Below are 16,723 nucleotides of genomic sequence, written 5' to 3' on the forward strand. Positions count from 1 at the left end.
ACCAGGCGAAGGTCCGCTCGATGACCCACCGGTGCCGGCCGAGGCGGCTCGCCGACTCGATGCCCCGGCGGGCGATGCGGGGTCGGATGCCACGCTGGCGCAGCATCCGCCGCAGGTGCGGGTAGTCGTATCCCTTGTCGGCGTGCAGCTTGTCCGGCCGTCGTCGGCGGGGGCCGCGCCGGGACTTGACGGCGGGGATGGCCTGGACGAGAGATTCCAGGCAGCGGCTGTCGTGGGTGTTCGCCGCGGACACGCCCACGGACAGCGGGAGCCCGCTGCGTTCCGACAGGGCGTGGATCTTGCTGCCGGGTTTCCCTCGGTCGACCGGGCTCGGGCCGGTCAGACGGCCCCCCTTTTCGCCCGCACGTAGGCGGCGTCGGCGGTGGCACGGGACCAGTCGATCAGTCCATGCGCGCCGAGCTGGTCCAACGCAGCGATGTGAAGTCGCCGCCACAGTCCAGCGGCCGTCCACGCCGTGAAGCGGCGATGCGCGGTGGCTCTGGACACGCCGAACCCGGGCGGTAGGTGCCGCCACGCGCAACCGGTGGTCAGCACGTACACGATCGCGGCGAACACCGCCCGCGCGTCGATTGGCGGTGTACCTCCGCCCTGCGGACGTCGAGGCGGTGGCGGGATCAACGGACCGGCCAGGTTCCACAAATCGTCAGGCACCCACTGCTGGATCAACCGCTCGTCCACAGTAGAAGTGATCTACCATCCCAGGCCACCCGACCGCCACCCGAGACACGCTCTAAACCTCGAATGCCGTTCGAAGCCGCGTGTTGCGGTGGATGAGGAATGCCCCATAACTGGGCAAGGCGTTGCCGAGGCCCGGGTTGGTGGTCGGCTAGGGGGGTGTCCCTATGGGCTCCGTCAAGTGGCGATTGAGGCGGCTGGGCGGGGTTGGTAGGGGATCTTGTCGCGGAGCATGGCGAACAGGACATCGCAGCGGCGGCGGGCGAGGCAGATGAGGGCGGCGTTGTGGCGTTTGCCTTCGGCGCGTTTGCGGTCGTAGTAGGCCTTGCTCACGGGGTCGGCTAGGGCGGCGAACGCGGTGAGGAAGAACGCGCGTTTGAGGTTCTTGTTGCCGCCGCGGGGTGGGTGTTCGCCGCGGATGCTGCTGCCGGAGCGTCGGGTCACCGGTGCGAGGCCCGCGTAGGCAGCGAGGTGGCCGGGGGTGGCGAAGGCGGTGCCGTCACCGACTTCGAGCAGGATCCGGGCTGCGGTCCTGACGCCGATGCCGGGCATCGAGGTCAGGACCGGGGCAAGAGGGTGAGCATCAAGCATCCCCTCGACCTCTTTGGCGACCTGGTCACGCTGGCGCAGGACGTCGCGGAGGCTGTCGGCGAGGCGAGGCAGGATCGTCTCCGCAGCCTGAGTGCCGGGGACGGTGACGGTCTGCTCGTCGAGGGCGGTCATGATCTGCTCGACCAGCCGCTTACCCATGCGTGGTGCGTGGACGGCGGCGATGGACAGCAGTTTGCGGCGGCCGGCCTTGCGCAGACCAGCCGGCCCACCGCAGCGCGACAGCAGCTCCAACACGGCCTTGTGGTGCACTTTCGGGCCGAGGACCCGTTCCAGCGCGGGATGGATCTGCGTCAGCAGACCCCGGATGCGGTTGGACACCCGGGTGGCTTCGCCGGCGAGGTCGTCGTCGAAGCCGACCAGGATCTCCAGCTCAGCCAGGGCCTCGTCACCGACGTCGACCCGCCGCAACGTGTGCGGCAGGGTCCGGGCGGCGTCAGCGATGACATAGGCGTCACGGGCGTCGGTCTTCGCCGCACCCGGGTGCAGGTCAGCGATCCGGCGCATGGCCAGGCCGGGCAGGTAGGCCACCTGATGCCCACATGCCCGAGCCACCGCGACCGGCAGGGCGCGCCCTCCGGGTCGCGCCAGCGCCACGGCGATCGGCGCTCGCCTGGTTAATAGTGTCGACAGGCTGAAACAGCACCCCGGAGAAGGTGGGGTTGACCCGCCGCTAGGTATCCGAGCCGAAGCAGGCATGCTTGGGTGGTGGAGTGTTGGTTTGTCGCCTGGCGTCCGGCGGCATCGAGTCGTATCGTCCCGTCGTGTCCTCTCCGCACATTAAGTCCGCCGCGGTCGCGGCGGCGTTGACGGCGCTCGACGAGGGGCGTGCCCCCGAACGGCCGGTGTACCGGGAGGCGGTCCGTGCCTTGTTGACTGCCCTGGCGGATCGTGCTCCCGGCCGATCGGTGGAGGTGCGTGTCCCACCTTACGGTGCAGTTCAGTGTCTTCCGGGTCCTCGACACACCCGTGGCACCCCGCCGAACGTGGTGGAGATGGATCCACCAACCTGGTTGGCGCTGGCCACCGGACGGCTCTCCTGGGCCGACGCGGTCACCGACGGTCGCGTACAGGTGAGTGGAAACCGGGCGGATCTCTCCGCCCATCTACCCCTCTAGCTGCGACGACCGACCCGGCCCTGTGACGCGCTGGAGGCAAATCGTGACTATCTGTATCGACTCCGATTCGCGTACACTGTCAGGCGACGACAGTGGTCCCGGCCGGTGGCGTGGTCGACACACCCCAGGCCAGTCCAGACCAGCATGAGGGAGCGGCAGGTGCCCCGAGGCGACGGCCGGCTGAGCCACGACCTTGATCCTCAACGACCAGGCCCCCAGGACGCGTGTGGTGTCTTCGGCGTCTGGGCGCCCGGTGAAGAGGTCGCCAACCTGACCTATTTCGGTCTCTACGCGCTCCAGCACCGGGGCCAGGAGGCCGCCGGCATCGCGGTGAGCGACGGCTCCGGGGTGGTGGTCTACAAGGATCTGGGCCTGGTGGCCCAGGTGTTCGACGAGCCCACGCTGGCGAGCCTGCGCGGGCACCTCGCGATCGGCCACGCGCGCTACTCGACCACCGGCGCGTCGAACTGGGAGAACGCCCAGCCGACCATCCGGTCCACCAGCTCCGGCACGACCATCGCGCTGGCGCACAACGGCAACCTGGTCAACACCGCCGAGCTGCAGAAGGAGGTCGCCGAGCGGGGGCTGATCGCCGACGGCGCCACCAACGACACCTCGCTGGTGACCATGCTGCTGGCCAGCCGCCCCGACCTGTCGGTCGAAGGCGCTGCCCTTGAGGTGCTGCCACAGCTCAAGGGGGCGTTCAGTTTCGTCTTCATGGACGAGTCGACGCTCTACGCGGCCCGCGACCCGCACGGGGTGCGGCCGTTGGTGCTCGGCCGGCTGGAACGCGGCTGGGTGGTCGCCAGCGAGACCGCCGCGCTGGACATCGTCGGCGCGAGCGTGGTCCGCGAGGTCGAGCCGGGCGAGCTGATCGCGATCGACGAGGACGGCCTGCGGTCCACCCGGTTCGCCGTGCCGGAGCCGAAGGGCTGCCTCTTCGAGTACGTGTACATCGCCCGCCCGGACGCCACCATCGCCGGGCGCAACGTGCACGCCGCCCGGGTGCAGATCGGCCGGCAGTTGGCCAAGGAGCACCCGGTCGAGGCCGACCTGGTGATCCCGGTACCGGAGTCGGGCACCCCGGCCGCGATCGGTTACGCCGAGGCGTCCGGCATCACCTACGGCGCGGGCCTGATGAAGAACCCGTACGTCGGGCGTACCTTCATCCAGCCCTCGCAGACGCTGCGTCAGCTCGGCATCCGGCTCAAGCTCAATCCGCTGCGGCAGAACGTCCGGGGCAAGCGGCTGGTCGTGGTCGACGACTCGATCGTGCGCGGCAACACCCAGCGGGCCATCGTGCGGATGCTGCGGGAGGCGGGCGCGCTGGAGGTGCACGTCCGGATCTCCTCCCCGCCGGTCACCTGGCCGTGTTTCTACGGCATCGATTTCGCCACCCGGGCCGAGTTGTTGGCCAACGGGCTGGACAACGACGGCATCCGGCGTTCGATCGGCGCGGACACCCTCGGCTACGTATCGCTCCCCGGTCTCATCGCCGCGACCGAGCAGCCCAAGACCCGGCTCTGCCGCGCCTGCTTCGACGGGGAGTATCCGATCGAGCTGCCGGCGGGGAACCTGATCGGCAAGCACGTGCTCGAAGCAGTGGGACGTCGGGTCGCCCAGGAGGCGCCGGACACCCCGGAGCACACCGCCACACCGCTCGTCGCCACTCCGGGCGGCGCGACCGTCCACCGCCTGTAGCACCACCCGGCGTCCTCGGGGCACCCCCGGTACGACGCCGAGAACCACAAAGGGGAGAACCGTGACGCACGTGTCCGAGCGCAGCGGCGCAGGAAGCAGCCCGACCGGCGCCGGCGACGACCGCCAGCCCTGGACGGCCGGCACCGGCCGCACGACGCGCAAACGCTCGGTCTCGTACGCGGACGCCGGGGTGTCGATCGAGGCGGGCGACCGCGCCGTCGAGCTGCTGAAGTCCAAGGTCAAGCAGACCCGGCGCCCGGAGGTCATGGGCGACCTGGGCGGCTTCGCCGGCCTGTTCCGGCTGGACACCAAGAAGTACAAGAACCCGATCCTGGCCTCCTCCACCGACGGCGTCGGCACCAAGCTGGTGATCGCGCAGCAGATGGACATCCACGACACGGTCGGCATCGACCTCGTCGCGATGGTCGTCGACGATCTGGTGGCATGCGGCGCCGAGCCGCTGTTCCTGCTGGACTACATCGCCACCGGCGAGGTCGTGCCGGACCGGGTCGCCGAGATCGGCGCGGGCATCGCCGACGGCTGCCGGTACGCCGGCTGCGCCCTGCTCGGTGGCGAGACCGCCGAGCACCCGGGTGTGCTGCGCCCCGACGAGTACGACATCTCCGCCACCGGCGTCGGTGTGGTGGAGGAGAGCGAGATCCTCAGCCCGGAGCGGGTCGAGGTCGGTGACGTGGTGATCGCCATGCGCTCCTCCGGCCTGCACTCCAACGGCTACTCGCTGGTCCGGCACGTGCTGCTGGGCGCCGGCCGGATGCGGCTGGACGTGGTGATCGAGGACTTCGGCCGGCAGCGCACCCTCGGCGAGGAGCTGCTCACCCCGACCAAGATCTACGCCCAGGACTGCCTCAAGCTGATCGCCGAGGCCGAGGTGCGGTCGATCGCCCACGTCACGGGTGGCGGCATCCCGGGCAACCTGGTGCGGATCCTGCCGGAGCACGTCGACGCGGTGGTCAACCGGTCGACCTGGAAGCCGCAGCCGATCTTCGACCTGATCCAGTCCAAGGGGCGGATCGAGGACCCGGAGATGGAGGCGACCTTCAACATGGGCGTCGGCATGTTCGCGATCGTCTCGGCCGAGGACGCCGACCGCGCGCTGGCCACCCTGGCCGGCCGCGGCGTGGACGCCTGGCCGGCCGGCGAGATCATCGAGGGCACCGGCAACGTGCAGATGATCGGTCAGCACACCCGGGGGTGATCACGCTCCGCTGATCATCCGAGCACCTGATCAGGGCTTCACCCGAGTGGCCATCGCCGCCTAGCCTGAAGGGCACTTCAGGCACCGGGGAGGAGGGCCGATGGCTGCTCGGGCACAGCCGGTGACGGGGATGCGCGGCCTCGCGGTCGTCCCCTCGTACGTGGTGATGCAGCCGACGACGCTCTGCAACCTGGACTGCGCCTACTGCTACCTGCCGTTCCGGGCGGCGGATCGGCGGATGCCGGTGGCGGTGGCCGAGGCGGTCGCCGCCTCGGTCAACCCGTGGGCGGGGTCGGAACGGTTCTCGGTGGTGTGGCACGGCGGGGAGCCCCTCGCCGCCGGGCGGGAGCACCTGGCCGCGCTGATGGCCCCGTTCGGGCCGGAGGTGGAGCACCATGTCCAGACCAACGCCACGCTGATCGACGACGCCTGGTGCGCGTTCTTCGTCGAGCACGGGGTGCGGGTCAGCGTGAGCGTGGACGGTCCCCGGGAGCGCAACGGCGACCGGGTGACCCGGGGCGGGCTGCCGGCGTACGACCGGATCGTGCGCGGCGTCGAGGCGCTGCGCCGGCACGGCCTGCCCTTCTCGGCGCTGGCGGTGGTCGGCCGGCCCGGTCCGGGGCTCGCCACCGAGCTGTACGACTACTTCCTCGACCTCGGGTGCGACGTGCTCGGCGTCAACATCGAGGAGACCGAGGGGGTCAACACCCGGGGCAACGCGCACGACGTGGCGGCGGTGACCGCCTTCTGGGCCGAGCTGGTGGCGGCCTGGCGTCGGGCGCCGAGGATCCACCTGCGCGAGGTGGAGTGGTCGCTGCGGTATGCCGCGGCGGTGCTGGACGGCAGCGCCGACGACCTGCTGCCCCGGCAGCTGGACCCGATCCCGACGGTCGGCCACGACGGCTCGGTGGTGGTGCTCTCCCCGGAGCTGGCCGGCTTCACCGACCATCGGTACGGCGACTTCAGCAGCGGCAACGTCCTGGTCACCCCGCTGGCCGAGATCCTGGCCGGCGCGGCGGGCACGCCGTGGGTCGGCGAGTTCCTGACCGGGGTCGAGGCGTGCCGGTCGTCGTGTGCGTACTTCGGCTTCTGCGGCGGCGGCCATGCGGCCAACCGCTACTTCGAACAGGGCCGGTTCGACGGTACGGAGACCGAGCACTGCCGCAACAGCAAGATCCGCCTACTGGAGGGAGTGTTGGAGCATGCCCGAGACCACGAGTCACCGGCGGCCTGAGCGCGTCGGGGGTGGTGTCCCGGATCCGGTCGTCGACCGGGTACGTCAGGCTGCCACCGGGTTGACCGCCCTGCTCCAGGAGGCCGAGGCCGCGCGGCGGTCACGGGCGGAGGTGTCGGGCTCGGACGGTGCCGGCGCGGTCTGCGCCTGGAACCACTTCGAGAACATCCCGACCTTCTACAACTGGAACAACCGGCCGCGCTGAGCGCCGGACACGCCGAGATCAGGGACCCTGCCGGTCAGCCGGATCATCCGGCACACGGCGGGGTCCCCGATCGTCGGTCGTGTCACCGCTGGGGATGGCACATGCGTGAGCACGCGGGAGGCGCCGCGTGCTCAGATGTGACCGGAGGTCAGCGGGTCGGAGGAACCCAGGTGTCCGGGTCGTCGTCCGCGTGATCCTCATCATCGTCGTCGACATACTCTTTGTAGTCGTCGTCGAAGTTGTGCTCAGACTTACCAGCACCCGCCAGTTCGCGCTGCAAGGCGGTGAGGTCGGTGTTCGGGGAGTGGTACTTCAACTCCCGGGCCACCTTCGTCTGCTTGGCCTTAGCACGGCCGCGCCCCATGGCTCGACCCCCTCGCACAGAATGCGGGGCAGCCCGAAGGCGGGCCCCGATGACGTCAGGCATCTCTCGTGGCTCTTACGGTACATGGGGATGCCACCGTTCGGCACCTCGGGTTACCGTCTGCCGGCCCTGCGCGTCGCAGTCGTCCGGACGTCACCGAGTGTACCCGGTAAGGAGCGGCGACGGTAACCGGTCGTGACACCGGCCAGAAGGTCACGAACCGGCCGAATTCATCCTACCTGCGGGGCGTCCCGGGATGCGGACCGCTCCGCACCCCGGGACGGTCTCCTCAGCGCAGGTGGATCGTGCGCAGACGGCCGATCTCGGCCATCCGGCGCTCGGCGAGCCGGTCGGCCGCCACCGCCGGCGGCACACCCTCGTCGTCGGCGAGGCGGAGGATCTCCCGGGTGGTGTCGTAGATCTTCGTGGCGCGCAGCTTGGCCCGCTCGAAGTTAAAGCCCTCGATCTCGTCCGCCACCTGGATCACGCCGCCCGCGTTCACCACGTAGTCGGGGGCGTAGAGGATGCCCCGGTCGGCCAGCAGCTTCTCGATGCCCGGGTGGGCGAGCTGGTTGTTCGCCGCCCCGGCGACCACCCGGGCCCGCAGCGCCGGCACGGTGTCGTCGTTCAGGGCGCCGCCCAGCGCGCACGGGGCGTACACGTCGATGTCGGCGGCGACCAGCGCGGAGGCGTCGTCGACCAGCTCGACCTGCGGGTGGGTGGCGCGCGCCCACTCCAGGGCGCGGGGGTTGACGTCGGTCGCCACCACCTCGGCGCCGTCGTCGACCAGGTGGCCGACCAGGTACTTCCCGACCTTGCCCAGGCCGGCCACGCCGACCCGCCGGCCGGAGAGCGTCGGGGTGCCCCAGACGTGCTCGGCGGCGGCCCGCATGCCCTGGAAGACGCCCCAGGCGGTGAGGATCGAGGAGTCGCCGGCACCGCCGTGCTCCACGCTGCGGCCGGTGACGTAGCGCGTCTCCCGGGCGATCACGTCCATGTCGGCGACGTAGGTGCCGACGTCGCAGGCGGTGTAGTAGCGACCGGCCAGCGACTGGACGAAGCGGCCGTACGCGCGCAGCAGCGCCTCGCTCTTGATCTGCTCCGGGTCACCCCAGATGACCGCCTTGCCGCCGCCCAGGTCCAGGCCGGCCAGGGCGTTCTTGTACGCCATGCCGCGGGACAGGTCGAGCACGTCGGCCAGCGCGGCGTCCTCGCTGGCGTACGGGTAGAACCGGGTGCCGCCGAGCGCCGGGCCCAGCGCGGTCGAGTAGATGCCGATGATGGCCTTGAGGCCGGTCTGCTTGTCCTGGCAGAAGACGACCTGTTCGTGGCCGGTCGATCCCGGGTCGTCGGTGCTGGCGAATACGCCCATGGCTGACTCCTGTGTCGGTGTGCGTCCTTGTGGGGCGCGGACCTGGTGGCGCACCGGCGGGATGCTGCCGGTGCTGCTGAGCCTAATATCGGTCGTCGCCGGACTGTTGTCCACGTCACGCCCGGGCCCGGGCGGCGACGGCGGTCGGGCCCGGATTCGTGGGAGGATCGCGCCGTGCCGTCGCTCTTCGCTTCTTACCTGCGCGTGTACGAGCCGCTGACCGCCTTCGACCGGGACCGCCAGGCGTACTGGCGGCGCTACGTCCGGGAGGGGCGTGCGGTGGCGCCGCTGGAGGGTCCCGGGAGGCAGCGCACCTCGGTGATCGAGGCGCTGGGCGCGGGCTGGACCCGGCTGCCCGACCTGCCGGACGAGGCGTACGTGCTGGAGGCCGACGACACCCTGCTGGTCTGCCCGTGGAACCTGCGGATCCGGGTGGCCGAGGCGGCGCTGAGCGCCCGGGACGGCGTCCCGTCGGTGATCGCCGACGCATTCGTGCCGCCGGTGCTGGCCGGTCAGGCCAAGGCGGTGGTGGACGACTGGCGCAGTGGTGCCCGGGTGCTGGAGCACGGCGTGCCCCGGCTGCACGAGCAGACGGCGACCTGGGGGGTGCCGCTGCGCTGGTTCGTGCTCTTCGAGTCGGCGGAGCGGGAACTGGTCACCCACCCGGCGCGGCGGGCTTTGCGCTACCGCACCGAGATCTCGAAGGCCCGCCGCCGGTCGTCGCGGGCGCTGTCGGTGCTGCGCAAGTCGGTAGGGGAGGCCCCGATCACCGAGGCGGTCGAGGAGGCCGCCCGCTGGCTGGAGGAGTTCCACCCCCGTTCGGTGGTGGAACTCGACTACGGCGGGCTGGTGCGACTGCTCTCAGACGAGACTCTCACCGCGGACGATTCGACCGAGCTGGTCGCCACCGGCCTGACCGGGCTCTCCCGGGGCGAGGCGGAGGAGGCCTCGACGGCGTACGACCGGCTGGTGGCCCGCTGGCGCGCGGTGCAGCTGCTGGAGCGGTGCAACTGAGCACGAATCGCCCGGAGAGTTGAGCCAGCGTCGTATTTGACGCATCACGAACCGTGATCATGAGTCCGAATAAGGTACTTTCTGGTGTGTAAAAGTCAGATAAATCGGGCATGGTTCATCCGTCCGTCTAGGGACCTTCGGCCGTTCGGCCCATGTCGGACATCGGGGACTAGCCGGACCATGGGAGACGCGTCGGCCGGCGGGACCCCGGCCGATGTCTATACATGTGGAGGAGTGACCGATGGCATCGCGAACGCACGAACCAGAGCCGCTACTCACACCGGCCGAGGTGGCGTCGATGTTCCGTGTCGACCCGAAGACGGTGACCCGGTGGGCCAAGGCGGGGAAGCTCAGCGCGATCCGGACTCTGGGCGGCCACCGTCGGTACCGCGAGTCGGAGGTTCGGGCCCTGCTACAGGGGCAGATCCCGCAGCAGCGCCAGGGAGACTGACCGGCCGGCATTGTAAGGCAGCTTTCCGGTCTCAGGGGCGGGCGGACGTCGCGACAGCGACGATCCACCGCCCCTGAACCGTTTCCGAGGCCGGCGCCCCCTCACTCCTGGACGGTGATCCGGATTCCGATCGTGCCCGCCTCGCCCCGGCGCAGCCGACTGCCGAGCAGGCTCAGCCGGCCGATGAGCCGGTACTTCCGCTTGATCAGGCCACGGATCCGGTGGCTCTCCTGCGGGCCGCAGAGCACGGCGTGCCCGGGCACCGCCGCCCCGTGCGGCCGGCCGCGCACGTCGCACGGAGCCACCGTCACCGCGCCGTCGCGCCGGATCCGCTTCACCTTGCCGGTGTCGGCCGCCGTCCACACCGCGAGCGTGTCGCCGTCGCGGACCGCCCAGACCGGGGTCGACACGGCCCGACCGTCCTTGCGGAACGTCGTCAGCAGGACGTACTTCTCCGCCGCCAGGCGGTCCAGCTCGGTCACGAGGCCCAGGATACGGCCGCGACAGGCCCCGCCCCGGCGGTTAGCGTGGGCGGCGTGACCGCAGAACCCAGGATCGGCGACGTGTTCGGCGAGATGCTGCGCGACGCGTACGCGGTGCACACCGGAATCGGCCCCCGGCCACTGGCGGGCGGACGGCTGCCCCGCCCGGTCATCGAGATCATCGAGCGGGACGACGGACTGGTCAACGGCGCCCCCGCCGCGCACTACCTGGACGGCCCCGAGCACTGGCAGCCGTACGACCACCGGGCCGTCGACCGGGCCCGGGGCGAGACGCTGGACATCGGGACCGGGGGCGGCCGGATCGCGCTGGCGCTCCAGGAACGGGACGTACCGGTGACCGGGCTGGACACCTCCCTCGGCGCGCTGCGGGTCTGCCGGCACCGGGGCGTACGCGACCTCGTCCCCGGCACCGTCGACGCGCACGTCGCCGACGGCCGCCGGTACGACACGTTCCTGCTGCTCGGCAACAACCTCGGCCTGATCGAAGGGCGCGAGCGGGCCCCCGCCTTCCTCGCCGCGTTGGCCGCCATGGCCCGGCCCGGCGCGCAGGTCATCGCGCACGGCACCGACCCGTACGGCACCACCGACCCGCTGCACACCGGCTACCACGAGCGCAACCGGCGGCGTGGCCGGCTCGGCGGCCAGCTCCGGCTGCGGCTGCGCTACCGGGAGCTGGGCACCGGTTGGTTCGACTATCTGGTCTGCTCCGCCGGGGAACTGGCGGAGCTGATCCACGGCTCACCGTGGGAACTGGTCGACGTGGACGACCGGGACGCCCCGTACTACCTGGCCACCCTGCGGCTCGCGGGCTGACCGGACGGCCGGGGCTCCCGGCCGGGATCACACCTGGACGGTCGGGGCGTGCTGCTCGGGCGGCAGCCCGCCGTCACCGTCGACCACCTCGTCCGGGGTGCCGTCCTCATCGATGTCGACCATGGTGATGTCCACCTTGCCGTCACCGTCGGTGTCGAACTGGAACAGGTCGGCCTTGCCGTCACCGTCGGTGTCGACCACCCACACGTCGGTCCTTCCGTCGTTGTTGGTGTCGGCGCGGAGCAGGTCCACGCGGTCGTCGCCGCGTGTCTCCACGGTCTCCGTGCCCTCGGTGCCGTCCACGGGTGCCTGGCTCATGTCGACTCGTCCTTCCCTTGACGTTGCGGGCCGTCTGTACCCGGTCCGGCGATCCCCCACGCATGCCAGCGTCACCGGTGCTGCATAGGGTCGCACGCAGGAGCGCGTGGCACGGCGCGACGGAGACCCCGTGCGTCGCCGCGCGCAGCGAGGGAGCGTCATGAGTGGTCGTTTTGTCGTCGTCGGGGCCGGCACGATGGGCCTCGGGATCGCGTACGTCGCCGCCGGTGCCGGCTACGCCGTCGAACTCGTCGAGGTCGACAGGAGCCGGGCGGAGGCCGCCGCCGCGCGTCTCGGCGAGCTGTGGGACCGGGCCGTGGCACGCGGGAAGCTCGACGCCGGGCAGGCCGCCGCGAACCGGGAACGGCTGACCCTGCGGGCGGCGCTGGCGCAGGTCGCGCCGGAGCCCGACGTGGTCGTCGAGGCGGTGCCGGAGCGGGCCGACCTCAAGCGGACCGTGCTGGGCGAGGCCGAGGCCCTACGTCCGGCGCTGCTCGGCAGCAACACCTCCAGCATCCCGATCGCCGAGCTGGCCGAGGGACTGGCCCGGCCGGAACGCTTCCTCGGGCTGCACTTCTTCAACCCGGTCTGGGCGATGGCCCTGCTGGAGGTCGTGGTGGGCCCGGCCACCGCCCCGGCGACCACGGACGCGGCCGTCGCGCTCGCCGGCCGGCTGGGCAAGGACCCCGTCGTCGTACGCGACATGCCCGGCTTCGCCACCTCCCGGCTCGGGGTCACCCTCGGCCTGGAGGCGATCCGGATGGTCGCCGACGGGGTGGCCGCCCCCGCCGACATCGACAAGGCGATGGTGCTCGGCTACCGGCACCCGGTCGGCCCGCTGGAACTCACCGACCTGGTCGGGCTCGACGTCCGGCTCGACATCGCCCGCACCCTGCAGGCCGCGTACGGGGACCGCTTCGCGCCGCCGCCGCTGCTGGTCGAGATGGTGGCCGCCGGAAAACTGGGCAGGAAGTCCGGCCAGGGCTTCTACACCTGGACGGACGGCCGCAAGGCCGACGGGCCGGCCACCGGGGAAGGGGCGTCGGCATGAGCGGGCTGCGGATCGAGGAACTGCCCGACCGGCTGGTGGTGACGCTGGACCGGCCGGAGAAGCGCAACGCCATCGACGCCGACCTGATCGCCGAGCTGCACCAGGTCTGCGCCGAACTGGAGGCCCGCCCACGGCTGCTGCTGCTCACCGGCGGGGCGGAGGGCATCTTCGCCGGTGGCGCGGACATCGGCCAGCTCCGCGAGCGGGGCCGGCTGGACGCCCTCGCCGCGATCAACCAGGCCGCCTTCGCCCGCGTCCGGGCCCTGCCCATGCCGAGCGTCGCCGCCGTGGACGGGCCGGCGCTGGGCGGCGGTGCCGAGCTGGCGTACGCGTGCGACCTGCGGGTCTGCACGGCGCGGGCGGTCTTCGGCCAGCCGGAGGTGCGGTTGGGCATCCTGGCCGGCGCGGGCGCGACCCACCGGCTGCCGGCCCTGGTCGGCGAGGCCCGGGCCAAGGAACTGCTCTTCACCGGCCGCCGGGTGGACGCCGAGGAGGCGCTGCGCATCGGCCTGGTGAACCGGGTGGTGGCCGAGCCGGCGGAACTGCTGGCCGCCGCGCACGAGCTGATCGACGAGATGGCGAAGGGGTCGGCGCTGGCGCTGCGGCTGACCAAGTTGGCCGTGGACGCGCCGCCGGCCGCGCATCCGCACCTCGACCTGGTGAGCCAGGCGGTGCTCTTCGAGGACGAGGAGAAGCGGCGGCGGATGACCGAGTTCCTCGAGCGGCGGCGCTCCCGCTGACCTGCTTACACAGCGACGGCCGCACCGGACGTCCGGTGCGGCCGTCGTCGTCGGCGGTGCTCAGTGCCGGATCGGCACGCCCGCCTCGTCCAGCGCCGTGATCAGCCCGGCGGACTCGGCGAAGCCGATGACCAGCACCGCCTCCGGGCCGTACGCCTTGATCTCCCTGGCCAGGCCGGTGAAGTCCACCGGGGCGGCCTGGGCGTCCTCCGGCGGCTCGTAGGTCAGCAGCTTCACCCGGTCGGCGCCGATGCCGGCCCGCTCCAGCTCGGCCCGGACGGTCTCCTGCAGGCCCTCGCCGTAGGAGTCCTTGCGGGCCACCACGACGATCCGGTCCGGGCCGTCCCGCAGCATCACGTCCGCCAGGGCGCGGCCCTGGAGGCTGTCCGGCGGGGCGGTACGGAAGTACAGGCCCTTGTCGTCGGCCCTGGTCAGCCCCGAGTCGGTGTTGGAGGGCGAGAAGAGGATCCGCCCGGCCGCCACCACGTCCGGCAGCACGGCGGCGGAGATGCCCGAAGCGCCGGCGCCGATGATGACGTGCACCTTCTCGCGGATGTGCGAGGCCACGGTCGCCTTGGCGACCGCCACGCTGGTGCCGTCGTCGCCGTCGATCCAGACCATCGGCTCCCCGAGCACGCCACCCGCGGCGTTGACCTCCCGGACCGCCAGGGCGGCGCCGGCCGCCAGCGGCGGGTTGGCCAGGGCCAGGTCACCGGTCTTCGGCAGCAGCCCGCCGAGGATCAGCGGGGAACCGTCACCGCGGTCGGTACGCCCACCCTGCTGCTTCTTCGGCTTCGGCGGGAGCTTGGTGCTCGCCCCGGACTCGTCACCGGCGCCGACGAACTCGGTCTTCGCGTCGTTGATCTTCTGGTTGTCGAAGTGCATCGTCGCGTAGCTCGCGGTGGCCGGCTCGCCGACGTCGGTGAAGCCGGCCCGGGACAGCGAGGGGCCGCGGTACTCGACGTCCTGCCCGGCGCGGGCCAGCGCCAGGCAGGCCTTCGGCTCCGTGCAGCGCTGGCCGTTGGTGGTGACCCCGACGATCTGCCGGGCGATGGCCGCCGGGTCGGTGCTGCCGGCGAGCTGCGCCGCCAGCGCGCTGATCACCACCGCGTCGTACGCCTCGGCCGCGTAGAGGAAGTCCTTCAGGTCGGGGTCGACCGCGCGCAGCCGCTCCTTGAAGTCCTCGGTCAGCGGCGTCAGCGGGGTGGTGCCCTTCATGCCGTCGACCAGGTTGCCGCGGTCCTTCAACTCCCCTGGGAAGGAGTTCAGCATGTTGCCGTCGGTGCCGTAGAGGCGCACCTGCGGGGCGGCCGTGTCCTCGGGCTTGTCGGTGGTCCCGCATGCGCTGGTGGCGAGCAGGAACGCCGCACCCGCCGCCAGGATGGCAGCGCGCGGGCCGCGTGTTGCGAGCATCGTCGTCCTTCCTCCAGGGAGGTCCGCTGCGCACCATAGCGCGCCGACGGCCCTGGTGGGAGCGTGGAGTCCCCCCGGTCGGCGGCCCGACAGCCGTCCGCACGCAGCGTCACCGCCATGGAGATGCCGGGTCACCGCTTGACCCCCGGTCCTACCGTTGCGCAGGTGACCGACCTGCCGGAACAGACGTTCGACGACGCGACCGCCGTGCTCCGTTCGGCCCTGGCCGGCGACGGTGACGCGGTGGTGGGGACCTTCGACGCGGTGGTCGACCGGTCGGGGCTCGAAGGGGCGTACGGGGTGGCCTGGTGCCTCGCCGCCACCATGGTCGGCGACCCGCCGCCGGGCACCGCCGCGCTGGACTTCCCCGGCCTCGACGAGGCCCGGTACGACGCCCGCTGGGTGGCCCGCTTCGTCAGCGCGTACGCCAACCATGACGAGGACACCGGCGAGGCCCTCTTCGGGGCGGCGGCCGCCGACGGCCTGCTGCCGGAGTGCCTGCTCACGCTCGCCGGCTCGACCGTGGCCACCCTGCGCAGCCGGGCCGACTGACGGCGGTGGGGCGCCCGTGGGAAGCCGGGCGCCCCACCCGCTCAGTACGCGTGGTACGCGACCAGCGGCTCGTACTCGTAGCGCAGGGTCTCGAAGCGGACCTGGAACCGGACACCGTCGCGGACGTTGGTCGCCACGGTGATGAAGGCGGACTTCGACGGCAGGTACGTCCGATAGTTGCACCTGTCCGTCTTGTCCACGAAGATCACGCACGCCTCGACGCCGAACTCGCTGGCGTTGCGCACGTTGATGTCCCGGCACCGGGTGCTGGTGCGGTACGGCCCGGCGTCACCGCCCCAACCGGCGGTCTGGAAGTACGAGCGGACCGCCCCGCCGTAGCAGGTGGCGTACGACCCGGACAGGTTCGTCTCGGGGGCGGCGTGGGCGGGGGAGCCGAGGACGAGCAGGGACAGCGCCGCCGTGAGTGCCGTCAGGCGGGCGACCGGGGATGCCATGCGGATGCCTCCAGGGGGTGAAGGTGGACCCTGTGTTGCGGACAGGGTGCTGAGCGTGGTGATCGTACCGGTCGATCCGTCCGAGGTGGACCGTCCCGTCCGATGTGATAGCTCTGGTGGCATGTCCGAGGCGATGCTCAGCAAGGTACGCAAGCTGCTGGCCAAGGCCGAGGACCCGGCCTGCACGCCCGCCGAGTCCGCCGCCTTCACCGCCAAGGCCACCGAACTGATCGCGCGGTACGGCGTCGACCGGGCGCTGCTGGCGGCCCGGGACCCGGCCACCGACCCGGTCGGCGACCGGGTGGTCGACGTCGTCGCCCCGTACGCCCGGGACAAGGCGGCACTGCTCGCCGCCGTGGCCGACCCGTTGCGCTGCCGCTGCGTGCGCCGACGGCAGGGCGACGGCTTCGCCATGCACCTGTTCGGCTTCGCCAGCGATCTGGAACGGGTCGACCTGCTGTTCACCTCGCTGCTGGTGCAGGCCGCGCACGGACTGGCCGGCACCCCCGTACCGGCCGGTGAACACCCGGCCGCCTTCCGCCGCTCCTGGCTGGCCGGCTTCGCCCGGGTGGTCTCCGAGCGGCTGCGTTCGGCCGAGGCGGGCGCGGCGGCCGAGCAGGGCGGCCCGTCGGTCGCGCTGGTCCTCGTGGACCGCTCCGACCGGGTGGCGCGTCGGGTCACCGAGGTCTACCCCCGGCTGAGGACGGCCGCCCCGCGCCGCCTCGCCGGTGGCGGCTTCGGCTCCGGTGCCGAGGCGGGCCGCCGCGCCGACCTGGGTGGGCGCGACGTCGTCGACGGTACGCCCGCGAGCCGCGGCCTCACCCGCTGACGCTCCGGCCCGCGTCCCGCCGTCCCGTCCCCATGATCGGGTCGCAGAAAGGAACACGACGCGCCGGAA

General features: G+C 71.9%; 21 protein-coding genes. 12 read left to right on the forward strand and 9 right to left on the reverse strand.

The genetic code is table 11. From position 1 onward, the window contains the following. From GA0070560_RS28410 to GA0070560_RS24900, 3 genes are all read right to left on the reverse strand, one after another. A partial coding sequence (locus GA0070560_RS28410) for a transposase (protein ID WP_211565982.1) occupies positions 1 to 454 on the reverse strand: 454 nt, incomplete at its 3' end. Continuing rightward, complete coding sequence (locus GA0070560_RS29185; RefSeq protein WP_211565984.1) at positions 340 to 699, reverse strand: transposase; 360 nt, start codon at positions 697 to 699, stop codon at positions 340 to 342. The genes GA0070560_RS29185 and GA0070560_RS28410, both read right to left, overlap by 115 nt. 174 nt (positions 700 to 873) lie before the next feature. Next, the gene (locus GA0070560_RS24900; protein WP_281185140.1) at positions 874 to 2,004 is read right to left on the reverse strand and encodes an IS110 family RNA-guided transposase; all 1,131 of its coding nucleotides are present in this window, start codon (positions 2,002 to 2,004) and stop codon (positions 874 to 876) included. 65 nt (positions 2,005 to 2,069) lie between these two features. On the opposite strand from GA0070560_RS24900, the gene GA0070560_RS24905 reads away from it, so the two are divergent. The 5 genes from GA0070560_RS24905 to amcA all read left to right on the forward strand — a co-directional run bounded on the left by GA0070560_RS24905 (position 2,070) and on the right by amcA (position 6,779). After that, positions 2,070 to 2,423, forward strand: coding sequence for a sterol carrier family protein (locus tag GA0070560_RS24905; protein WP_091302171.1), 354 nt, complete (start codon positions 2,070 to 2,072; stop codon positions 2,421 to 2,423). A gap of 159 nt (positions 2,424 to 2,582) precedes the next feature. Next, positions 2,583 to 4,124: an amidophosphoribosyltransferase gene (gene purF / locus GA0070560_RS24910; protein WP_091302067.1), complete on the forward strand. Its 1,542-nt coding sequence runs from the start codon at positions 2,583 to 2,585 to the stop codon at positions 4,122 to 4,124. Between the two features lie 61 nt (positions 4,125 to 4,185). Then, the gene (gene purM / locus GA0070560_RS24915) at positions 4,186 to 5,340 is read left to right on the forward strand and encodes a phosphoribosylformylglycinamidine cyclo-ligase (protein ID WP_091302068.1); all 1,155 of its coding nucleotides are present in this window, start codon (positions 4,186 to 4,188) and stop codon (positions 5,338 to 5,340) included. Between the two features lie 130 nt (positions 5,341 to 5,470). After that, a complete protein-coding gene (gene amcB, locus GA0070560_RS24920; protein ID WP_342670439.1) occupies positions 5,471 to 6,574 on the forward strand; it encodes a cyclophane-forming radical SAM peptide maturase AmcB in 1,104 nt (367 codons plus the stop codon). Further along, entirely contained in the window at positions 6,543 to 6,779 is a 237-nt protein-coding gene (amcA, locus tag GA0070560_RS24925; protein WP_091302071.1) for a multiple cyclophane-containing RiPP AmcA, read from the forward strand. The genes amcB and amcA overlap by 32 nt, the downstream gene beginning before the upstream one ends. 148 nt (positions 6,780 to 6,927) lie before the next feature. Here the strand turns inward: amcA and GA0070560_RS24930 are convergent, their stop codons facing one another. Both GA0070560_RS24930 and GA0070560_RS24935 read right to left on the reverse strand, forming a co-directional pair. Beyond that, entirely contained in the window at positions 6,928 to 7,143 is a 216-nt protein-coding gene (locus tag GA0070560_RS24930) for a DUF3073 domain-containing protein (RefSeq protein ID WP_088976875.1), read from the reverse strand. Positions 7,144 to 7,432: 289 nt separating this feature from the next. Then, the gene (locus GA0070560_RS24935) at positions 7,433 to 8,515 is read right to left on the reverse strand and encodes a Glu/Leu/Phe/Val family dehydrogenase (protein WP_091302074.1); all 1,083 of its coding nucleotides are present in this window, start codon (positions 8,513 to 8,515) and stop codon (positions 7,433 to 7,435) included. A gap of 174 nt (positions 8,516 to 8,689) precedes the next feature. Here GA0070560_RS24935 and GA0070560_RS24940 point away from each other — a divergent pair, with 174 nt between their 5' ends. Then, positions 8,690 to 9,529 (forward strand): DUF8083 family protein, encoded by an 840-nt coding sequence (locus GA0070560_RS24940; protein ID WP_091302076.1) that lies wholly within the window; start codon positions 8,690 to 8,692, stop codon positions 9,527 to 9,529. Between the two features lie 241 nt (positions 9,530 to 9,770). Next, complete coding sequence (locus tag GA0070560_RS24945; protein ID WP_007073996.1) at positions 9,771 to 9,980, forward strand: BldC family transcriptional regulator; 210 nt, start codon at positions 9,771 to 9,773, stop codon at positions 9,978 to 9,980. 101 nt (positions 9,981 to 10,081) lie between these two features. Here GA0070560_RS24945 and GA0070560_RS24950 read toward each other — a convergent pair whose 3' ends face one another. Continuing rightward, the gene (locus GA0070560_RS24950) at positions 10,082 to 10,462 is read right to left on the reverse strand and encodes a PPOX class F420-dependent oxidoreductase (protein ID WP_091302078.1); all 381 of its coding nucleotides are present in this window, start codon (positions 10,460 to 10,462) and stop codon (positions 10,082 to 10,084) included. 54 nt (positions 10,463 to 10,516) lie between these two features. On the opposite strand from GA0070560_RS24950, the gene GA0070560_RS24955 reads away from it, so the two are divergent. After that, entirely contained in the window at positions 10,517 to 11,296 is a 780-nt protein-coding gene (locus tag GA0070560_RS24955) for a class I SAM-dependent methyltransferase (RefSeq protein WP_091302173.1), read from the forward strand. Between the two features lie 27 nt (positions 11,297 to 11,323). On the opposite strand, the gene GA0070560_RS24960 is transcribed toward GA0070560_RS24955, so the two are convergent. Beyond that, on the reverse strand, positions 11,324 to 11,614 hold the full coding sequence (locus GA0070560_RS24960; protein ID WP_091302080.1) for a hypothetical protein: 291 nt from the start codon (positions 11,612 to 11,614) through the stop codon (positions 11,324 to 11,326). Between the two features lie 160 nt (positions 11,615 to 11,774). On the opposite strand from GA0070560_RS24960, the gene GA0070560_RS24965 reads away from it, so the two are divergent. Further along, positions 11,775 to 12,665 (forward strand): 3-hydroxyacyl-CoA dehydrogenase family protein, encoded by an 891-nt coding sequence (locus tag GA0070560_RS24965; protein ID WP_091302082.1) that lies wholly within the window; start codon positions 11,775 to 11,777, stop codon positions 12,663 to 12,665. Next, positions 12,662 to 13,405 carry an enoyl-CoA hydratase/isomerase family protein gene (locus GA0070560_RS24970; RefSeq protein WP_091302084.1) on the forward strand — a complete coding sequence of 248 codons (744 nt, stop codon included), beginning with the start codon at positions 12,662 to 12,664 and terminating at the stop codon, positions 13,403 to 13,405. Before GA0070560_RS24965 ends, GA0070560_RS24970 begins: the two co-directional genes overlap by 4 nt. A 60-nt stretch (positions 13,406 to 13,465) precedes the next feature. On the opposite strand, the gene GA0070560_RS24975 is transcribed toward GA0070560_RS24970, so the two are convergent. After that, positions 13,466 to 14,818: an ABC transporter substrate-binding protein gene (locus GA0070560_RS24975; protein WP_091302087.1), complete on the reverse strand. Its 1,353-nt coding sequence runs from the start codon at positions 14,816 to 14,818 to the stop codon at positions 13,466 to 13,468. 123 nt (positions 14,819 to 14,941) lie between these two features. Between GA0070560_RS24975 and GA0070560_RS24980 the strand changes: the two genes are divergently transcribed. Then, the gene (locus tag GA0070560_RS24980) at positions 14,942 to 15,370 is read left to right on the forward strand and encodes a hypothetical protein (RefSeq protein ID WP_425412711.1); all 429 of its coding nucleotides are present in this window, start codon (positions 14,942 to 14,944) and stop codon (positions 15,368 to 15,370) included. A gap of 41 nt (positions 15,371 to 15,411) precedes the next feature. Here the strand turns inward: GA0070560_RS24980 and GA0070560_RS24985 are convergent, their stop codons facing one another. Further along, positions 15,412 to 15,825, reverse strand: a complete 414-nt coding sequence (locus GA0070560_RS24985; protein ID WP_091302091.1) for a hypothetical protein — start codon at positions 15,823 to 15,825, stop codon at positions 15,412 to 15,414. Between the two features lie 121 nt (positions 15,826 to 15,946). Between GA0070560_RS24985 and GA0070560_RS24990 the strand changes: the two genes are divergently transcribed. Continuing rightward, complete coding sequence (locus tag GA0070560_RS24990) at positions 15,947 to 16,654, forward strand: DUF2786 domain-containing protein (RefSeq protein WP_091302093.1); 708 nt, start codon at positions 15,947 to 15,949, stop codon at positions 16,652 to 16,654. Positions 16,655 to 16,723: the final 69 nt, after the last annotated feature.

The organism is Micromonospora halophytica (assembly GCF_900090245.1).
GTDB classification, from domain to species: domain Bacteria; phylum Actinomycetota; class Actinomycetes; order Mycobacteriales; family Micromonosporaceae; genus Micromonospora; species Micromonospora halophytica.

What these genes read in the sequence shown, in the direction of transcription:
- GA0070560_RS24900 (WP_281185140.1), bottom strand. Translation starts at nt 2,004, where the DNA reads ATGCCTGCTTCGGCTCGGATACCTAGCGGCGGGTCAACCCCACCTTCT.
- amcB (WP_342670439.1), top strand. Translation starts at nt 5,471, where the DNA reads ATGCGCGGCCTCGCGGTCGTCCCCTCGTACGTGGTGATGCAGCCGACG.
- amcA (WP_091302071.1), top strand. Translation starts at nt 6,543, where the DNA reads ATGCCCGAGACCACGAGTCACCGGCGGCCTGAGCGCGTCGGGGGTGGT.
- GA0070560_RS24930 (WP_088976875.1), bottom strand. Translation starts at nt 7,143, where the DNA reads ATGGGGCGCGGCCGTGCTAAGGCCAAGCAGACGAAGGTGGCCCGGGAG.
- GA0070560_RS24935 (WP_091302074.1), bottom strand. Translation starts at nt 8,515, where the DNA reads ATGGGCGTATTCGCCAGCACCGACGACCCGGGATCGACCGGCCACGAA.
- GA0070560_RS24945 (WP_007073996.1), top strand. Translation starts at nt 9,771, where the DNA reads ATGGCATCGCGAACGCACGAACCAGAGCCGCTACTCACACCGGCCGAG.
- GA0070560_RS24960 (WP_091302080.1), bottom strand. Translation starts at nt 11,614, where the DNA reads ATGAGCCAGGCACCCGTGGACGGCACCGAGGGCACGGAGACCGTGGAG.
- GA0070560_RS24965 (WP_091302082.1), top strand. Translation starts at nt 11,775, where the DNA reads ATGAGTGGTCGTTTTGTCGTCGTCGGGGCCGGCACGATGGGCCTCGGG.
- GA0070560_RS24970 (WP_091302084.1), top strand. Translation starts at nt 12,662, where the DNA reads ATGAGCGGGCTGCGGATCGAGGAACTGCCCGACCGGCTGGTGGTGACG.
- GA0070560_RS24975 (WP_091302087.1), bottom strand. Translation starts at nt 14,818, where the DNA reads ATGCTCGCAACACGCGGCCCGCGCGCTGCCATCCTGGCGGCGGGTGCG.
- GA0070560_RS24980 (WP_425412711.1), top strand. Translation starts at nt 14,942, where the DNA reads ATGCCGGGTCACCGCTTGACCCCCGGTCCTACCGTTGCGCAGGTGACC.
- GA0070560_RS24985 (WP_091302091.1), bottom strand. Translation starts at nt 15,825, where the DNA reads ATGGCATCCCCGGTCGCCCGCCTGACGGCACTCACGGCGGCGCTGTCC.
- GA0070560_RS24990 (WP_091302093.1), top strand. Translation starts at nt 15,947, where the DNA reads ATGTCCGAGGCGATGCTCAGCAAGGTACGCAAGCTGCTGGCCAAGGCC.